General features: G+C 65.9%; 14 protein-coding genes. 6 read left to right on the top strand and 8 right to left on the bottom strand.

All coding sequences use genetic code 11. The annotated features are described in order from the left end of the window. Positions 1–106: 106 nt before the first annotated feature. Positions 107–565 (top strand): cell wall hydrolase, encoded by a 459-nt coding sequence (locus tag LMF57_RS03990; RefSeq protein ID WP_025878087.1) that lies wholly within the window; start codon positions 107–109, stop codon positions 563–565. Positions 566–651: 86 nt separating this feature from the next. Then, positions 652–1,263, top strand: a complete 612-nt coding sequence (locus LMF57_RS03985) for a glutathione S-transferase N-terminal domain-containing protein (protein ID WP_025878086.1) — start codon at positions 652–654, stop codon at positions 1,261–1,263. Between the two features lie 65 nt (positions 1,264–1,328). Here the strand turns inward: LMF57_RS03985 and LMF57_RS03980 are convergent, their stop codons facing one another. The 6 genes from LMF57_RS03980 to LMF57_RS03955 form a co-directional block, all read right to left on the bottom strand. Next, positions 1,329–2,372 carry a suppressor of fused domain protein gene (locus LMF57_RS03980; RefSeq protein WP_117309632.1) on the bottom strand — a complete coding sequence of 348 codons (1,044 nt, stop codon included), beginning with the start codon at positions 2,370–2,372 and terminating at the stop codon, positions 1,329–1,331. 46 nt (positions 2,373–2,418) lie between these two features. Further along, on the bottom strand, positions 2,419–2,922 hold the full coding sequence (locus LMF57_RS03975; protein WP_033830438.1) for a hypothetical protein: 504 nt from the start codon (positions 2,920–2,922) through the stop codon (positions 2,419–2,421). 227 nt (positions 2,923–3,149) lie between these two features. Further along, positions 3,150–5,030, bottom strand: a complete 1,881-nt coding sequence (prpE, locus tag LMF57_RS03970) for a propionate--CoA ligase (RefSeq protein WP_229290907.1) — start codon at positions 5,028–5,030, stop codon at positions 3,150–3,152. Between the two features lie 728 nt (positions 5,031–5,758). Next, entirely contained in the window at positions 5,759–6,373 is a 615-nt protein-coding gene (locus LMF57_RS03965) for an RluA family pseudouridine synthase (protein WP_229290905.1), read from the bottom strand. 124 nt (positions 6,374–6,497) lie between these two features. Beyond that, on the bottom strand, positions 6,498–7,484 hold the full coding sequence (locus LMF57_RS03960; RefSeq protein WP_208081825.1) for a malate dehydrogenase: 987 nt from the start codon (positions 7,482–7,484) through the stop codon (positions 6,498–6,500). 126 nt (positions 7,485–7,610) lie between these two features. Then, a complete protein-coding gene (locus tag LMF57_RS03955; RefSeq protein WP_049467937.1) occupies positions 7,611–8,102 on the bottom strand; it encodes a peptidylprolyl isomerase in 492 nt (163 codons plus the stop codon). A gap of 239 nt (positions 8,103–8,341) precedes the next feature. On the opposite strand from LMF57_RS03955, the gene typA reads away from it, so the two are divergent. The 3 genes from typA to LMF57_RS03940 are packed head-to-tail and all read left to right on the top strand — an operon-like array spanning position 8,342 to position 12,332. Then, positions 8,342–10,189 carry a translational GTPase TypA gene (gene typA, locus LMF57_RS03950; RefSeq protein ID WP_059066099.1) on the top strand — a complete coding sequence of 616 codons (1,848 nt, stop codon included), beginning with the start codon at positions 8,342–8,344 and terminating at the stop codon, positions 10,187–10,189. 11 nt (positions 10,190–10,200) lie between these two features. Further along, positions 10,201–10,668, top strand: coding sequence for a DUF2127 domain-containing protein (locus LMF57_RS03945; protein WP_229290903.1), 468 nt, complete (start codon positions 10,201–10,203; stop codon positions 10,666–10,668). Positions 10,669–10,709: 41 nt separating this feature from the next. Next, positions 10,710–12,332: an amidase gene (locus tag LMF57_RS03940; RefSeq protein ID WP_229290902.1), complete on the top strand. Its 1,623-nt coding sequence runs from the start codon at positions 10,710–10,712 to the stop codon at positions 12,330–12,332. 73 nt (positions 12,333–12,405) lie between these two features. On the opposite strand, the gene LMF57_RS03935 is transcribed toward LMF57_RS03940, so the two are convergent. Next, positions 12,406–13,551 carry a mechanosensitive ion channel family protein gene (locus LMF57_RS03935; protein ID WP_229290900.1) on the bottom strand — a complete coding sequence of 382 codons (1,146 nt, stop codon included), beginning with the start codon at positions 13,549–13,551 and terminating at the stop codon, positions 12,406–12,408. Positions 13,552–14,371: 820 nt separating this feature from the next. On the opposite strand from LMF57_RS03935, the gene LMF57_RS03930 reads away from it, so the two are divergent. Then, positions 14,372–15,286, top strand: coding sequence for an IS110 family transposase (locus LMF57_RS03930; protein ID WP_229290897.1), 915 nt, complete (start codon positions 14,372–14,374; stop codon positions 15,284–15,286). A 231-nt stretch (positions 15,287–15,517) separates the two neighbouring features. On the opposite strand, the gene LMF57_RS03925 is transcribed toward LMF57_RS03930, so the two are convergent. Further along, positions 15,518–16,909 carry a 3-deoxy-7-phosphoheptulonate synthase class II gene (locus LMF57_RS03925; protein WP_229290896.1) on the bottom strand — a complete coding sequence of 464 codons (1,392 nt, stop codon included), beginning with the start codon at positions 16,907–16,909 and terminating at the stop codon, positions 15,518–15,520. Positions 16,910–16,958: the final 49 nt, after the last annotated feature.

Genomic DNA, 16,958 nt, shown 5'->3' with positions numbered 1-16,958 from the left:
GGGCAGCCCCGATGGCCGCCTCCCCATGACGCCAAGTCGTACCCCGCCTCCAGCAGCCTGCGCTGCCGGAACCGCCAGGTGCGTCCCACACGGAGCAAGGAGTTATATGAAACTGGCCTGGATTCTCTGGCTGTCGCAGTTGCTGCCGCAGCCGGCCGCTGATTCATTGTGTTTGAGCACCACCGTTTACCTGGAAGCCCGCGACCAGACCCTGCGTGGCCAGCAGGCCGTGGCCGAGGTCGCCCTGCGCCGCCTCGACAGTGGCCTGTGGGGCGACTCGATGTGCCAGGTGGTGACCGCGCGCAAGCAGTTCGCCCCCACCATCGTCTCCCCCGGCACCCAGCTGGGCAACGATGCGGCGTGGAGTGAGGCGATGGACGTGGCCTTCGACGCCGAGCGCAACTGGGCGCTGCCAGCCGGCGAGCGCCGCGAGATCGTGCCTGGCGCCAGCCACTTCGCTGCGCTGGCCATCGCCAGCCCGAACTGGCGCAACGCCTACCAGGTGGCCACCATCGGCGATCACACCTTCTACAAGGTGCAGAACCTCAAGCCCCGGCAGTCGTAACGATCCGTTGCCGGTGGCAGCGTTGCCGCGTGCGGCTGGGCTCTGGGATAGTGGTGGTTTCCCGCCACACCCCGCCTGGAGTTCCCATGAAGCTGTACAGCAAGCCCGGTGCCTGTTCCACCGCCGACCACATCGCCCTGCAGTGGACCGGCCAGCCGTTCGAGGTCGAACTGCTGAACAAGGACACCCTGAAGGGTCCGGAATTCCTCAAGATCAATCCGGCCGGTGCGGTACCGGCGATCGTCGATGGCGACTTCGTGCTGGTGCAGAACGCGGCGATCATGGGCTACATCGCCGACAGCTACCCGCAGGCCGGTCTCGGCGGCGATGGCAGCCCGCGCCAGCGCGCTGAAGCCACCCGCTGGCTGGCCTTCGTCAACTCCGACGTGCACCCGGCGTTCTCGCCGCTGTTCGCGCCGGGCAAGTTCATCGCCGATGAAGGCCAGTACGACGCGATCCGCGCCGCCGCGCACAAGCGCCTGCGCGCCCTGTTCGAGACCGCCGACAGGCAGCTGGCCGACAAGCCGTGGCTGGCTGGCTTCCGCAGCTTCGCCGATCCCTACTTCTACATCACCCTGCGCTGGGCGGCCGGCGCCAAGGTCGACCTGTCGGGCCTGGACAACCTGGCCGCCTACAAGGCGCGCATGGACGCCGATCCGGGCGTGCAGGCGGTGCTGAAGGCCGAAGGCCTGGCCTGATGGATCCGGGGTCGGATCCGTCTGCGCAGCAGGCGGCTCCGACCCCATTGGTGCCATCGGCGCGGTCAGCCGATTTCGCGGATCACTTCGCCCTTCGCATCGCGCAGGAACGTCGGCACCACTTCAACCTGCAACGTATTCGACACCGGGTAGGTCCCGCGTTGCGGCCGCACGCCATGCCAGGCCTGCAGCGCCGCCTCATCCAGTATCCAGCGCACGTTGTCGTCCTCGACCGCGAGCGCGCCATCGGCGGCCGGCATGAACTCCCATTGCCGTTCGCGGCTGACCAGCGTCAGTGCCTTGCCGTGGCGCAGGCGCAGTGGCAGCAGCTCACCCACACTGCCGACCTGCCCGGCCCCCAGCACCAGCGTGGTGATACCCGCCGTCTGCCGCCAGTCCAGCGTCTCGATGAACAACATGCCGGTACTGGACCCCTCACGCTCGCTGCCGGCCTGCACCCGCGCAGCCAGCGCCGGATCGTCCAGCAGATTGCCGCGATGCAGATCGGTGATCCACAGCGGCATCGCGTCCTCAAGCACCTGCAGGACACCGCGCGTGGACCAGCGCTTGATCGCGTCCATTTCCTCGTCGGTCAACCCCACCACCTGCAGGAACTGCAGCTGCCCGTTGGCAGTGTCGCGCGCCGGCAACTGCGGATCGGCAACGAACGCCAGATGGCAGAGACGGGTGTCGGTCTCCAGCGCGATCGGGCCATTGGCGTTGAGGTGGTGGCCATCCTCGAACACATTGCCGCTGCTGAACACGTAGCGCGCCAGATTCTGCAGCAGGTTCATCGGCCACGCAGGCGGCGTGCTGCCTGCATCCTCACCCTTGTCCGCAGCCAGGCGGAACGTCAGCTCGAAACCATAGCCACTGGTGGCCGCATCACTGCTCTCTTTTGCATACAGTTCTGACAGGCCGTAGGTGATGTAGTGCCAATGCGGAACCGGTGATTCCGCCCAGTACACGCTGATGCCGTCGAGCGGATCCTGGCCACCCAGCGTGTACGGCAACGCGGTACCGAAGTGACGCGGCTCCTGGCCGGCGTACAGCGGTGCCAGCGCGGCATTGATCGCATCCCAACCGGGGGTATCGGTGTCGTCCTGCATGCGGGGCTCCTGGGCGGAAAAAGAACGGACCACTTTACCCCGGGTGTCAGCCGGGCACGACCTCTGCCGTGACCGGTGCCATCGAGATCTGGATCTCCTGCCACCAGCGCTGGGCCAGCGCCGGGCTGCGTGCCTTGCCGATCGCGGCGATCATTTCCGGGCACAGTTTTTCCAGGGCGACCGCGTCGGTACAGCGCTCGATCTTCAACTGCATGAAGTAGCCTTTCAGGCCCAGATGCCGGCGCACGGCATCGCTCATCGCGTCGTACAACTGCTGGTACAGCGCCGGATCCTGCTCGCGGCCGCTGCACAGCCCGCGCTGCGGAGCAGGTTCGGCCCTGCCGCCGACCACTTCGATCAGGCCCAGTGCAGCCAGCTGCTGCAGCGCATCCGGCGGCGCGCGCAGTCCTTCGAACAAACCGCGCAGTTCGCTTTCATCGCGCTGGCCGTCAACCATCAACAGGATCGAACGCAGCGCCGCCGGCAGGCGCCGGGCACGATCTTCGATTTCCTGTCGGCCAGCGGCCGTCTTGGCATGCAGCAGTGCCATAGCTCCCCCTCCCTTCGATGCGATACGCATGCGCGCCCTCGCGGGCACGCCCCCCTGTTCGTCATCCCCGGGTGGCACGCGCGTTCCCCGGCGCGTGCCCCGTGTTGCAGGTCGATGACAGGCGGAGCTTAGCGCATGTCCTGGCAGGCTTGGGTAGCGCCAGGCCGTGCCTGGCGGCTTTGCCGCGCTTTGCGCTCGCCGGGCATGACCCGGCGCTACCACCCCAATCAGCGTCCCAGCGCGCGGCGGATCTCTTCCAGCGCCCCCGGGTCGTCCAGCGTCGACAGGTCGCCGGGGTCGCGCTGCTCGGCCAATGCCTGCAACGAGCGACGCAGCAGCTTGCCCGAACGGGTCTTGGGCAGCGCGTTGACCACATGGATGTGCGCCGGCCGCGCCACCGCACCCAGCGAGGCGGTCACCGTGGCCATCATCTCGGCCACCACTGCGGCCGGGTCTTCGCCATCGAGCCCCTGCTTGAGGGTGACGAACACCAGCGGCACCTGCCCCTTCAATTCGTCCTTCACCCCGATCACCGCTGCCTCGGCCACGCGCGGGTGACTGGAGATGGCCTCTTCGATCTCACGCGTGCCCAGACGGTGCCCGGCCACGTTGATCACATCGTCGGTGCGGCCGAGGATGAAGGTATAGCCATCGTCATCGCGGATGGCCCAGTCCAGCGAGCTGTACAGCAGTTCCTTGAAGTGGCTGAAGTAGCTCTGCAGGAAGCGGCTGTCGTCATTCCAGACCGTGCTCATGCAGCCCGGCGGCAACGGCGGCGTCATCACCAGCACACCCTTCTGCCCGGCAGCCACCTCTTCACCGGTGTTCTCGTCGATCACCTTCATCCGGTAGCCGAGATTGGGGAACCCGGGCGAGCCGAACCGCACCGGCTTCATGTCCAGCCCAGGCAGCAGGGTCAATGCCGGCCAACCGGTTTCGGTCTGCCAGTAGTTGTCGATGATCGGCTTGCCCAGCGCGTCGCTGATCCAGTGCGCGGTCGGCTCGTCCAGCGGCTCGCCGGCCAGGAACAGATACTTCAGCGCATCCAGGTCGTGGCGGTGGATGAAATCGGCATCGTGCTTCTTCAGCACGCGGATCGCCGTCGGCGAAGAGAACATCGTGCGCACGTTGTACTGCTCGCACAACGCCCACCAGATGCCCGGATCGGGGTTGGTCGGCAGCCCTTCGTACAGCAGCGAGGTGCAGCCGCCGATCAACGGGCCATACACGTTGTAGGAATGGCCCACGGCCCAGCCGACATCGGAGGTGGAGAACATCACCTGTCCCGGCTTGCAGTCGAACACGGTCTGCATCGACTGCGCCATCGCCACCGCATAGCCACCGACATCGCGCTGCACGCCCTTCGGCTTGCCGGTGGTGCCGGAGGTATACAGCAGGTAGCTGGGCTCGCTCGATTCCAGCCATTGCACCGGCACATCGATCTGCCCGATCTGCGCACGCAGGGTGGCGTACTCGACGTCGCGCCCTTCGATGCGGGGCTCGGCCGGGTCCAGCCCGCGCGAAACGATCAGCACGTGCGGCGGCGGACTGCTGGCTTCGGCGCAGGCGGCATCGACCATCGCCTTGTACGGAATGAGCTTGCCGCCACGCATGCCGGCATCGGCAGCGATCAGCAGCTTCGGCTTGGCATCGTCGATGCGCAGCGCGAGGTTGTGCGCAGCGAAGCCACCGAACACCACCGAGTGCACCGCACCGATACGTGCACAGGCAAGCATGGCGAACACGGCCTCGGCCATGTTCGGCATGTAGATCACCACGCGGTCGCCGTGGCCGACGCCAAGGTGCTTCAGCACGGCGGCGAAGTCGTTCACTTCGCGATACAGCTGGCGATAGGTGATTTCGCGGGTGCTGTTGGTTTCGGTGGAGATGGCGACCAGTGCGAGCTGGTCCGCGCGGTCGGCCAGATGCCGGTCGACGGCGTTGTAGCAGAGGTTGGTTTCACCGCCCACGAACCAGCGCCGGAACGGCGGGTTGCTGTAGTCGAGCACCTGTTGCGGCGGCTTGTGCCAATGGATGCGCTTGGCTTCCTCGCCCCAGAATGCCTCCGGCTCGTCGATCGAGCGGCGGTAGGTTTCCTCGTAGTTCATGACGCAGCCCTCCCAGACAAAGTCATGGCTTCGAGCATAGTCCGGCGCTGGCGCGTGGGCCGCCCTACCTTGGTAGGGGGTGTGTTGCCGGCAGGGCTGCGCCCTGCACCCGCAGAAGCAACGGCAACGGCAACGGCAACAGCAAGAGCGTGCATTCCTTGGGATGGCGGGGTGGGTCCGGTTGCGGGGGACGCCGTGAATACGTCCATGTAGGCTCGGTCGCGCCATCCATGGCGCTCACGCCCCCGCAACCGGACCCACCCCGCCCTCGACAATTTCCCGCCGCTGTTGGGCTGCTGTTGGTAGCTGTCGACCTTGGTCGACACGGAGATCCACGCCATGCGTGGATGCCGTTCGATGAACTGTCGAAATATTCGATTCCGATGGAGATTCATCCACGCATGAGGTGGATCCATCAGACGCCGGAAATCTGTCAGAGGTGGGGCGGTGTCGGAGTGCGGGGTGTCAGCCGCATGGGCCCGAGGCATGCCTCGGGCGGGTTGGGCAGGACGCCCAACCCCGGCCTTGCCGTGTGCGCAGGACTGCGCACACGAGCATGCGGCTGCCAAGCCTACAGGGACGTACTTGCGGCGTCCCCGCAATCCGACACCGCCCCGCCATCCCACGGAATGCCAGCTTCTGCTGTTGCTGCTGAGGTTGCCGGCCAGCGGCCGGCACTACCGCGGGTACAGGGTGCAGGGCGCAGCCCTGCCGAACACCCTACCCTTCTAGAACGGAGTCGCAGATTCGAACGCGAGCGCCTCGCCCGTCACCGGATGGGTGAACTGCAGCTTCCGCGCATGCAGGCACACGCGCTGCGCGGCCTCTGCGCCATACAGCACGTCGCCGACGATCGGATGCCCCAGACTGGCCATGTGCAGGCGCAACTGATGGCTGCGGCCGGTGACCGGTTCCAGTTCAACGCGCGTGCGTTGCGCCTCGATGTCGCGCGACAGTACCTGCCATCGGGTCAGTGCCGGCTTGCCGCGTTCGTGGTCGACCATCTGCCTGGGCCGGTTCGGCCAGTCGACGATCAGCGGCAGGTCCACTTCACCGGCATCCTCTTCCAGCAGCCCCTGCACGATGGCTTCATAACGCTTGCCCACCTGGCGCTTCTCGAACTGCATCGACAGCGCTACCTGCATGTCCTTGCCGCGCGCGTGCAGCAGCAGGCCGGAGGTGACCTGGTCCAGGCGATGCACGGTCAGCGCATCGGCATACAGCGCCTGCAGCCGTGCGACCACGCAGTCCTGGTTCTCCGCCGAGCGGCCGGGCACGGACAGCAGGCCGGCCGGCTTCTCGGCCACCAGCAGCGCGTCGTCGATGTAATGCAGAAGGATCATGTCGTTGCCAGGTACTCCATACGAAAACGGGGAAGCCGAAGCCTCCCCGTTTCCTGCGTACCGGCCAACGGCCGGTACCTGCCCTGATGGAAAAAGTGCCGGCAGGGTGCCGGCACCGACCGCATCAACCCAGCAGGTGGGCGACGCCGGCGCGCTCTTCTTCCAGCTCGGCCAGGGTCTTGTCGATGTACTTCTGGCTGAAGTCGTCGACCGGCAGATCCTTGACCAGGGTGTACTCGCCGTTCTCGGTGGTGACCGCGAAGCCGAAGATCACGCCTTCCGGAATGCCGTAGGAACCGTCGGACGGCACGCCCATGGTGACCCACTTGCCGTTGCTGCCCAGCACCCAGTCACGCACGTGGTCGATCGCTGCGTTGGCCGCCGAAGCTGCCGAGGACGAGCCGCGGGCTTCGATGATCGCCGCGCCGCGCTTGCCGACGGTCGGGATGAAGGTGTTGGCGTTCCACTCCTGGTCGTTGATCGCATCGGCGATCGACGCACCATCGGCGGTGGCGAAACGGTAGTCCGGGTACATGGTCGGGCTGTGATTGCCCCACACCACCAGCTTCTCCATGCCCGCGACCGGCTTGCCGAGCTTGGCCGACAGCTGGCTCAGCGCACGGTTGTGGTCCAGGCGCAGCATGGCGGTGAAGTTGCGCGGGTTCAGGTCCGGCGCCGACTTCATGGCGATGTAGGCGTTGGTGTTGGCCGGGTTGCCGACCACCAGCACCTTCACGTCACGCTTGGCGACCTTGTTCAGTGCGGCGCCCTGGGCGGTGAAGATCTTGGCGTTTTCCAGCAGCAGATCCTTGCGCTCCATGCCCGGGCCGCGCGGACGTGCGCCGACCAGCAGGGCGATGTCGGCGTCCTTGAAGGCGACTTCAGCGTCGTCGGTACCGACCATGCCGGCCAGCAGCGGGAACGCGCAGTCTTCCAGCTCCATCATCACGCCCTTCAGGGCGGCCTGGGCCTTGTCGACCGGCAGCTCCAGCAGCTGCAGGATGACCGGCTGGTCCTTGCCCAGCATTTCACCGGAGGCGATACGGAACAGCAGGGCGTAGCCGATCTGGCCGGCGGCGCCGGTCACGGCAACACGAACAGGTGCTTTCATGGGGATTTCCTCTGCTAAGAAGCTAAGTAGCGTTGTGGGAGATGGCCGCGCGGGCGGGGACAGGCCTGGCGGGGCGGCCGCAACATGGAAACGGCCCCCTCTGCAGGGGGCCGTCCGGGTATTGGATCAGGCGGCGAGGATCTTGTTCCACTCACCCACGCGCTCTGCCTGGGCGGCGAGCACGGCGTCGGTGTCGCCTTCCAGGGTGATCGAATGGATCACGTCGCCCTGCTTGACCGAATCAACGATCGCCTGGCCTTCCAGGACCTGGCCGAACACGGTGTGCTTGCCGTCCAGCCAATCGGTCTTGATGTGGGTGATGAAGAACTGGCTGCCATTGGTGTTCGGACCAGCGTTGGCCATCGACAGCGAGCCGACCTGGTGCTTCACACCATTCTTCTCGTCTTCGAACTTGTAGCCCGGGCCGCCGGTGCCGCGACCCTGCGGGCAGCCGCCCTGGATCATGAAATCGGGGATCACGCGGTGGAAGATCAGGCCGTCATAGAAGCCGCGCTTGACCAGGTTCACGAAGTTGGCGACCGTCAGCGGCGCCTTGTCGGCGAACAGCTCGACCTTGATCGGGCCCTGGGTGGTGTCGAAAGTGGCGATGAGGGACATGCAGATCCTTGGGATGCGGGGTGTGTAATCAGCCCCATAAGGATACACCTCCCCCGTGGCATGGGCGGCTTCGACCATGTGCGCAGGCAGGGTCTTCAGCCTGTGGACGGGCAGCGCCGGGGGGCAGGCTGAATGGGGGCCTCAGCAGTCCTGAAATCCAGGTTTTCGCCAATCGTCAAGTTCGACGTATAATGTTGGACTTCTTTTTCCAAATCCGGCGCCGACTGGCCCCCTTTCGTATGTCCATCGAAAATCTTCGCAACATCGCCATCGTCGCTCACGTCGACCATGGCAAGACCACCCTGGTCGACCAGCTGCTGAAGCAGTCCGGCACCCTGTCCGAGCGTACCGTCCTCGCCGAGCGCGTGATGGACAGCAACGACCAGGAAAAGGAACGCGGCATCACCATCCTGGCCAAGAACACCGCCATCACCTGGGAAGACAAGAAGACCGGCATCAAGAACCGGATCAACATCGTCGACACCCCCGGACACGCCGACTTCGGCGGCGAGGTCGAGCGCGTGCTGTCGATGGTCGACACCGTGCTGATCCTGGTCGACGCGATGGACGGCCCGATGCCGCAGACCCGCTTCGTCACCCAGAAGGCCTTCGCGATGGGCTTCAAGCCGATCGTCGTGGTCAACAAGGTCGACCGTCCGGGCTCGCGTCCGGAGTGGGTGATCGACCAGGTCTTCGACCTGTTCGACAAGCTCGGCGCCACCAATGAGCAGCTGGACTTCCCGATCGTCTACGCCTCGGCCCTGAACGGCTACGCCGGCCTGGAAGACACCGTGCGCGACGGCGACATGACCCCGCTGTACGAAGCGATCATGCAGCACGCACCGAAGCCGGAAGTGGACCCGGAAGGTCCGTTCCAGATGCGCATCAGCCAGCTGGACTACAACAACTTCGTGGGCGTGATCGGCATCGGCCGCATCCAGCGCGGCACCCTGAAGAAGAACATGCAGGTCGCGGTGATCGACCGTGAAGGCAAGAAGCGCAACGGCAAGGTCGCCCAGGTGCTGGGCTTCCTGGGCCTGGAGCGCATCGAGCAGGACACCGCCGAAGCCGGTGACATCGTGGCCATCTCCGGTATTCCGGAGCTGACCATCTCCGACACCCTGTGCCACCCGGACACCCCGGAAGCGCTGCCGGCACTGACCGTCGACGAGCCGACCATCTCGATGACCTTCCAGGTCAACAACTCGCCGTTCGCCGGCAACAAGGACCTGTCCGGTGGCAAGTTCCTGACCAGCCGCCAGATCAAGGACCGCCTGGACCGCGAGCAGGTCCACAACGTGGCCCTGAAGGTCGAACAGCTGGAAGACGCCGACAAGTTCCTGGTCTCCGGCCGTGGCGAACTGCACCTGTCGGTGCTGATCGAGAACATGCGTCGTGAAGGCTACGAGCTGGCCGTGTCGCGCCCGGAAGTGATCATCAAGCAGATCGACGGCCAGGCCATGGAGCCGATCGAGCAGCTGGTGGTGGACATCGAAGAAGTCCACCAGGGCGGCGTGATGGAAAAGCTGGGCACCCGCAAGGGCCAGCTGAAGAACATGGAATCGGACGGCAAGGGCCGTGTGCGCCTGGAATACCAGATCCCGGCCCGTGGCCTGATCGGCTTCCAGAACGAGTTCAAGACCCTCACCCAGGGTTCGGGCCTGCTGTTCCACGTGTTCGACCATTACGGCCCGAAGGAACAGGGCGCCATCGCCAAGCGCATCAACGGTGTGATGATCGCCAATGCGCCGGGCACCACCCCCGCGTACTCGCTGGGCCCGCTGCAGGAACGCGGCAAGCTGTTCGCTGCTGAAGGCGACAACGTGTATGAAGGTCAGCTGGTCGGCATCCACTCCAAGGACAACGACCTGACCGTCAACGCGATCAAGACCAAGCCGCTGACCAACATGCGCGCTTCGGGCAAGGACGATGCGATCCAGCTGACCCCGGCGATCAAGTACTCGCTGGAACAGGCCCTGGACTTCATCGAAGACGACGAGCTGGTCGAGATCACCCCGAAGGAGATCCGTCTGCGCAAGAAGTTCCTGACCGAAAGCGACCGCAAGAAGAACTCGCGCGGCGGCTGATCCAGCGAACCGTGAGCCAGAACGGCTACAACCCGGATCCACACCGGCATCCGGGCCTCCATGTCATCGCCTTGCTCGAAGCGAGCAAGGCGATGCTGGCGTTGTTGGCGGCCACCGGGCTGGAAATCCTCGGCCCGCAGCCGCTTCGCGACGGCGTCAATGCCCTGATCCGGCGTTTCAGCCTGGACCCGGATCACGGCACCCTGCCCTCGCTGTTGAACATGATCAGCCCCGACGCGGTGCACCTGGCCGCGGCGGCGATGATCGGCTACGGCCTGCTGCACCTGGTCGAGGCCTGGGGCCTCTGGAAAGCCAAGGCATGGGCTTCCTGGCTGGGCTGCCTGACTGCCTCCATCTATCTGCCCTTCGATATCTACGCGATCGTCCGCCATCCCGGCTGGGCCTCGTGGACGGTGCTGGCGATCAACCTGATCGTCGTCTACGTGCTGGCGCGCGACCTGCGCAAGCGCCGTCGCTGAGCAGCCGCTACACTGGGGATCGGAGCCGTCGAAGCTGCCCCATGCGCCTGTCCTTGCCGCCCCTCCTGTCCTTCCTGATCGCCGCGTTGCCTGCGGGGCTCGCTGCTGGCTGCAGCCCGGCCGCGTCCACCGCGCATGCCGGTGAACCCGGCAACAGCTCTATGCCTTTCCCCTACGCCGAGACCGAAGTCTCCGACCTGCAGGCGCGGATGGTCGCCGGTGAGCTCGACAGCGTCACCCTGACCGGCGCCTACCTCAAGCGCATCGCCGCCCTGGACCGCACCGGGCCACGCCTGCGCGCGGTGATCGAACTCAACCCCGATGCCCTGAAGGAAGCCGCACAGCGCGACCAAGAGCGCCGTGCCGGCCGCCTGCGCGGACCCCTGCATGGCATCCCGATCCTGCTGAAGGACAACATCAACGCCGCGCCGATGGCCACCAGTGCCGGCTCGCTGGCCCTGCAGGGCTTCCGCCCCGGCGATGCCTACCTGGTCCGCCGCCTGCGCGAAGCGGGCGCAGTGGTGCTGGGCAAGACCAACCTCAGCGAGTGGGCCAACTTCCGCGGCAACGACTCGATCTCCGGCTGGAGTGCGCGCGGCGGCCAGACCCGCAACCCCTACCGCCTCAGCCATTCGCCCTGTGGCTCCAGCAGCGGCAGCGCAGTGGCCGTGGCCGCCAACCTGGCCAGCGTGGCGATCGGCACCGAAACCGACGGCAGTATCGTCTGCCCCGCCGCGATCAACGGCGTGGTCGGCCTGAAGCCGACCGTCGGCCTGGTCAGCCGCGAAGGCATCATCCCGATTTCCTTCAGCCAGGATACCGCTGGCCCGATGACGCGCAGCGTCGCCGACGCCGCCGCCGTGCTGACGGCCATCGCCGGCCGCGACGACGCCGATCCCGCCACCGCGACCATGCCCGGCCGTGCGGTCTACGACTACACCGCACGCCTGGATCCACAGGGCCTGCGCGGCAAGCGCATCGGCCTGCTGCAGACCCCGCTGCTGAAGTACCGAGGGATGCCGCCACTGGTTGAGCAGGCGGTCGCTGAACTGCGCCGCGCCGGCGCGGTGGTGGTGCCGGTGGAACTGCCCCACCCGGATGCCTGGGCCGATGCCGAGCGCATCGTCCTGCTGTACGAGTTCAAGGCGGGGCTGGAGCGCTACCTCAACACGTACCAGGCGCCACTGCGCAGCCTGGCCGGGCTGATCGCCTTCAACGAGGCACACAAGGGCCAGGAACTGGGCCTGTTCGGCCAGGAGCTGCTGCTGGAAGCCCAGGCGACCCCCGGCCTGGCCGATCCCGTCTACATCCGCGCGCGCAGCGATGCGCGGCGACTGGCGGGCCCGGAAGGCATCGACGCAGTGCTGGCATCGCAGAAGCTCGATGCGCTGGTCGCACCGACGACCGGTGTGGCCTGGCCCTTGCGCACCACCGGCGATGACTTCCCCGGTGAAAGCTACAGTGTCGCCGCCGTCGCCGGCTACCCCAGCCTGAGCGTGCCGATGGGCCAGATCGATGGCCTGCCGGCGGGGCTTCTGTTCATGGGCACGGCCTGGAGCGAACCGAAGTTGATCGAGATGGCCTACGCGTATGAGCAGCGCACCCGCGCCAGGCGTCCGCCGCGCTTCGATACCGACGCATTGATCGAATCCGGCGATCCCTGACATCCGGTGGTAGCGCCGGGCCGTGCCCGGCGAGCGCAGCGGCACTCTGCAATCCGCCGGGCATGGCCCGGCGCTACCATTCCGGGCGCGGCTCGGTCGGCGCGATTGCGGCTTCGCCATCCTCGGCACCGGGTGAACGCACGTCGGCACTGCCAGCGCGCGGCATCCGCGGCATGTCCAGTTCGTCGTCCCGCTGCAGGCGAGCACGCACCTGCGGCAGCGACTGCGGATGCTCGCGTGCGAGGAAATCCAGCATGCGTTCGCGCACCAGACAGCGCAGGTCGAACGCATCACCGGAACTGCGCGCGCTGACCAGCAGCCGCACCTGGATCGCACGCTCGCTGGTCTCGGTCACCTGGGTCACGCAGACCCGTCCATCCCACAGCGGCTGGCCCTGGCAGATGCGTTCCAGCTCGGCACGTATCGCCGCGATCGGCGCACGGTAGTCCAGCCACAGGAAGGCCGTACCCAGCAGGTCGGCACTGCGTCGTGTCCAGTTCTGGAACGGGTGCTCGATGAACCAGGTCAACGGCACCACCATCCGCCGCTCATCCCAGATGCGCACCACTACGTAGCTGCTGCCGATCTCTTCGATGCGCCCCCATTCGCCCTCGACGATCACCACGTCATCGAGCCGGATCGGCTGGGTCACCGCGATCTGCAGGCCGGCGATCAGATTGCCGAACACCGGTTTGGCGGCGATACCCGCCACCAGGCCGATCAGGCCCGCCGACGCCAACAGTGCGGTGCCGATCTTCTGCACCATCGGGAAGGTCAGCAGTACCAGCGAAGCACCGAGCACGATGATGCCGCCCATCAGCACGCGGCTGAGCACTCGCGTCTGGGTCTGGATGCGGCGCGCCTCGAGGTTGTCCGAGACATCGATCGGATGGCTGCGCAGGATCGCCCGCTCACCCGCCGCAACGCCTCGCACCAGCAACCAGATGAAGCAGGCGGTCAGGGCGATGTGCAGCACGCGCAGCAGTTGATCGAGTGTATGTTCCGGCAATGGCGTAGCCTGCAGCGCCGGCACCAGCAGCAGCACGGGTAGTGCAAGGGCCAGCGGCGGTCCGATCACCCGGCCGATGCGCGCACGGCGCCGGTCACGCCCGCGCAGGCGACGGTACATGGCCAGTACGGCCCAGGCCCCCAGACCGCCAACCACCAGGGCGCTGCCGATCGGCCACAGGTACTGCTGCAGCTGTTGCCAGACCACCATGCATCCTCGCTGTAAGCACCAAGCTCCAGCGTGGCCCATGCACCATGAGCACAATGTCAGTCGTTCGTAAGCAGAATGTAGGCGGGGGTGTTCGGCAGGGCTGCGCCCTGCACCCACGGTAATGCCGGCCGTTGGCCGGCAACCTCAACAGCAACAACAACAGCAACAGCAAAAGCCTGCATTCCTTGGGATGGCGGGGAGGGGACAGATGGCGGGGGACGCTGCAAGTACGTCCATGTAAGCTCGGTCGCGCCTTGCTCGTGTGCGCTGTCCTGCGCACACGGCAAGACCAGGGTTGGGCGTCCTGCCCAACCCGCCCGAGGCATGCCTCGGGCCCATGGCGCTCACGCCCCCGCCATCTGTCCCCTCCCCGCCTCCGACAATTTTCCGCGATCTGTCGGAATGTCATGGCCCGCTATTGGTGGGTGTCGACCTTGGTCGACACGTAGATCCACGCCATGCGTGGATGCTCTTCAAATTCAATTCGAAATATTCGATTCCGATGGGGATTCATCCACGCATGGCGTGAATCCTTCGGACACCGGACAACTGTCGCAGGTGGGGCGGTGTCGGATTGCGGGGTGTCCGCGGCATGGATGCCGCGGCCAAGCCTTATCTGATTGGAATCTGGCAACGTAGGTGTCGAGAGCCGGCGTGGGCCGCCGTGTAAGCCTGGATCTCGACGATCGCCATGTAGCTTGGCGCCCACGCCGGAATCTCCCTTGATCCGCCCGAACAGTTGCTGGAGCTGACACTCGCAGTGATAAGACTGGGCAAGCGGGGGAGCTCTCGACCCTTCCAGACTATACGGAGTCCGGTGATGAACGGGATCGGGATTGATGTCAGCAAGCGCCGGCTCGACGTTGGCACGACAGACGGAAAGACCCTGCAGGTCAGCAATAGCCGCTCCGGCTTTGCTGAATTGGACCTCTGGCTGAGGAAACGCCCAGCCGTCCAGATCGTGCTGGAGGCCACTGGTGGCTACGAACAGCCTGTGCTGGACTTCCTGCACAACGCTGGTCATCCGGTGGTCCGCGCCAACGCGCTGCGGGCCCGAAGGCTGGCCCAGGGGATGGGGCAGATGGCCAAGACCGACCGCCTGGATGCCTATGCATTGGCGCAGATGGCGGCCTTGGTGAAACTGCCGTCCTATCAGCCATTGGAACCTTGGCAGCGGAAGATGCGGGAATTTGTGCGGGCACGTCGACAGGCGATGCACGCGCTGACCGTCGCGCGGCAGCAGCAGGAAATGGTGGGTAATCGTCAATTACGCCGACTGCTTCAGGCCAACATCACTTGCTTGCAGAGAACGGTGGAACGTTTGGGAAAGCGGATTTCCGAACAGGTTTCCAAGCAGCCTCAACTGGCTGTCCTGAAGTCGATGAAAGGTGTTGGCCCGGGCCTGCAGGCCGTGTTGGCCAGCTATCTTCCCGAGCTGGGCAAGATCAGTGGCAAGGCCGTGGCCAGCCTGGTCGGTGTGGCACCGATGTCCCATGACAGCGGGACCCTGCGTGGCAAACGAAGCATCCATGGCGGCAGGGCTGAGATCCGTCAGGTGCTCTACATGGCCAGCATGTCGGCCATGCGGCATGAACCTCGCCTGCGGGACTTTTACCAGTCGCTGCGAGCGCGGGGCAAGGAAGGCAAAGTGGCCATCGTGGCGGTGATGCGGAAGATGCTGGTGATTCTCAACGCCCGTATGCGTGACGCTCAAGGCGGACCGATCCCCGCCTGAGCGCACCAGAGGGCGTTGCTCCTGAGGCTGCCGGCCAGCGGCCGGCACTACCGTGCCCGTCTGCAGGAGGGGCCCAGGCTCCTCCTGCAACACAGTTGCTACAAGGACGTACTTGCGGCGTCCCCGCAATCCGACACCGCCCCGCCAGCCCACGGATAGCCCGCTTTTGACGTTGACGTTGACGTTGATGTTGATTCGGCAGGTGCAGGGCGCAGCCCTGCCGAAACACACTTACCGCACCTGCTCCTGCTTGCGCACGATAGCCATCGCAATCTCCAGCGACTGCTCGTAGTTCAGACGCGGGTCGACGGTCGAACGATAGGCGCGTTCCAGGTCACGTTCGGTCAGTTCGCGCGCACCGCCGGTGCATTCGGTCACATCCTCACCGGTCAGCTCCAGATGCACGCCGCCCAGACGGGTGCCTGCGGCCGCGTGCAGGTCGAAGGACATCTCGACCTCGCCGCGCACGTTGTCGAAGCGCCGCGTCTTGAAGCCATTGGCGGTGCTTTCGGTATTGCCGTGCATCGCATCGCATACCCACAGCACGCGGCGACCATCGCGCTTGACCGCATCCAGCAGCGGCGGCAGCTTCTGCGCGATCTGCGCCGCGCCCATACGATGGATGAAGCTCAGGCGGCCCGGCTCGTCATCCGGGTTGAGCACATCGATCAGGCGCAGCAACTGGTCCGGCGTCACCGACGGGCCCACCTTGATCGCGATCGGGTTGCGCACGCCACGCAGGTACTCCACGTGCGCGCCATCCAGCGCGGCGGTACGCATGCCGATCCACGGATAGTGCGTGCTCAGGTTCAACCAGCCCTGCTGGCGCGGCACCTGCCGGGTCAGCGCCTGCTCGTAGGGCAGCAGCAGCGCTTCATGCGAGGTGTAGAAATCGATGCGATTGAGGTTGTGCACGCGGGCCCCGGCCAGGGTCTCCATGAAGTGCACGGCATCACCGATCGAGGCCACCATCTTCTGGTACTCGGCGGCCAACGGCGAATGGCTCACCCATTCCAGGTTCCAGTATTCGGGATGGTGCAGGTCGGCGAAGCCACCATCGATCAGCGCCCGCACGAAGTTCATCGTCATCGCCGAATGCGCGTGGGCCTGCAGCATCCGCTTCGGGTCGGGCAGACGCGCCGCCTCGGTGAAGGCCGGCGCATTGATCACATCGCCGCGGTAGCTGGGCAGGGTCACGCCGTCGCGGGTTTCGGTGTCGGCCGAACGCGGCTTGGCGTACTGGCCGGCGAAACGGCCGACGCGGATCACCGGCTGCCGCAGGCCGTGCACCAGCACCAGGCTCATCTGCAGCAGCACCTTCAACCGGTTGGAGATCGTGCCCGATTCGCAGTCGCTGAAATTCTCCGCGCAGTCGCCGCCCTGCAAAAGGAAACGCTTGCCCTCCTGGGCGTCGGCCAACTGCTGCTTCAACGCCAGGATCTCCCACGAGGTCACCAGCGGCGGCAGCCGCTTCAGCTCGTGCAGCGCGGCATCCAGTGCCACCGGATCGGGATAGGTCGGCATCTGCAGCGCGGTCTTGCCCCGCCAGCTCTCCGGTGACCAGGCGGCGCCAGCAACGATGGCGGCAGGATCGGGGGCGGGCGGAACGGCGGACAGGCTCATCACGGACATCCGGGGAGGGGGGGCGGTCATGGTCGCAGAGCCAGCCGCT

The organism is Stenotrophomonas sp. SI-NJAU-1 (genome assembly GCF_020883215.1).
Classification (GTDB): domain Bacteria; phylum Pseudomonadota; class Gammaproteobacteria; order Xanthomonadales; family Xanthomonadaceae; genus Stenotrophomonas; species Stenotrophomonas indicatrix.
The sequence above is the reverse complement of the archived record's forward strand: the minus strand, read 5'-3'. Positions and strand labels throughout refer to the sequence as shown.

What these genes read in the sequence shown, in the direction of transcription:
- LMF57_RS03960 (WP_208081825.1), bottom strand. Translation starts at nt 7,484, where the DNA reads ATGAAAGCACCTGTTCGTGTTGCCGTGACCGGCGCCGCCGGCCAGATC.
- LMF57_RS03975 (WP_033830438.1), bottom strand. Translation starts at nt 2,922, where the DNA reads ATGGCACTGCTGCATGCCAAGACGGCCGCTGGCCGACAGGAAATCGAA.
- LMF57_RS03940 (WP_229290902.1), top strand. Translation starts at nt 10,710, where the DNA reads ATGCGCCTGTCCTTGCCGCCCCTCCTGTCCTTCCTGATCGCCGCGTTG.
- LMF57_RS03955 (WP_049467937.1), bottom strand. Translation starts at nt 8,102, where the DNA reads ATGTCCCTCATCGCCACTTTCGACACCACCCAGGGCCCGATCAAGGTC.
- prpE (WP_229290907.1), bottom strand. Translation starts at nt 5,030, where the DNA reads ATGAACTACGAGGAAACCTACCGCCGCTCGATCGACGAGCCGGAGGCA.
- LMF57_RS03925 (WP_229290896.1), bottom strand. Translation starts at nt 16,909, where the DNA reads ATGAGCCTGTCCGCCGTTCCGCCCGCCCCCGATCCTGCCGCCATCGTT.
- LMF57_RS03965 (WP_229290905.1), bottom strand. Translation starts at nt 6,373, where the DNA reads ATGATCCTTCTGCATTACATCGACGACGCGCTGCTGGTGGCCGAGAAG.
- LMF57_RS03980 (WP_117309632.1), bottom strand. Translation starts at nt 2,372, where the DNA reads ATGCAGGACGACACCGATACCCCCGGTTGGGATGCGATCAATGCCGCG.
- typA (WP_059066099.1), top strand. Translation starts at nt 8,342, where the DNA reads ATGTCCATCGAAAATCTTCGCAACATCGCCATCGTCGCTCACGTCGAC.
- LMF57_RS03985 (WP_025878086.1), top strand. Translation starts at nt 652, where the DNA reads ATGAAGCTGTACAGCAAGCCCGGTGCCTGTTCCACCGCCGACCACATC.
- LMF57_RS03935 (WP_229290900.1), bottom strand. Translation starts at nt 13,551, where the DNA reads ATGGTGGTCTGGCAACAGCTGCAGCAGTACCTGTGGCCGATCGGCAGC.
- LMF57_RS03930 (WP_229290897.1), top strand. Translation starts at nt 14,372, where the DNA reads ATGAACGGGATCGGGATTGATGTCAGCAAGCGCCGGCTCGACGTTGGC.
- LMF57_RS03990 (WP_025878087.1), top strand. Translation starts at nt 107, where the DNA reads ATGAAACTGGCCTGGATTCTCTGGCTGTCGCAGTTGCTGCCGCAGCCG.